This is a genomic window from Neptuniibacter pectenicola, assembly GCF_001597735.1.
Classification (GTDB): Bacteria; Pseudomonadota; Gammaproteobacteria; order Pseudomonadales; family Balneatricaceae; genus Neptuniibacter; species Neptuniibacter pectenicola.
Genome location: NZ_LUTS01000192.1, coordinates 1 through 231, shown reverse-complemented (window position 1 = coordinate 231; position 231 = coordinate 1). Strand labels below are relative to the sequence as shown.

General features: G+C 49.4%; 1 protein-coding gene. It reads left to right on the top strand.

Annotation, left to right across the window (positions count from 1 at the left end; genetic code table 11):
* Positions 1 to 231, top strand: a 231-nt coding sequence (locus A3773_RS17445) for a cobalamin-dependent protein (protein WP_197462889.1), incomplete at both ends; no start/stop codon positions are given.

The following is a 231-nucleotide window of genomic DNA, read 5'->3' as shown; positions in this document are numbered from 1 at the left end:
GGTCGGAGCATCAGCGCTTATTGACGAAATCAAATCAGTGTCTCCTGATTTACCTGTGCTGTTGGTTGGCGGACATGTGTCTGCTTTGCCAAGTGAAACGCTAGACAAGACTCAAGCTGATTATGTGTGTCAGGGTGAAGGCATATTGACCAGCTATGAGTTGTGGCAAGCATTGCAAGGCGAATGTGAATTGGAGGCCGTGCATGGGCTAGTAAGAAGGTCTAACGGCGG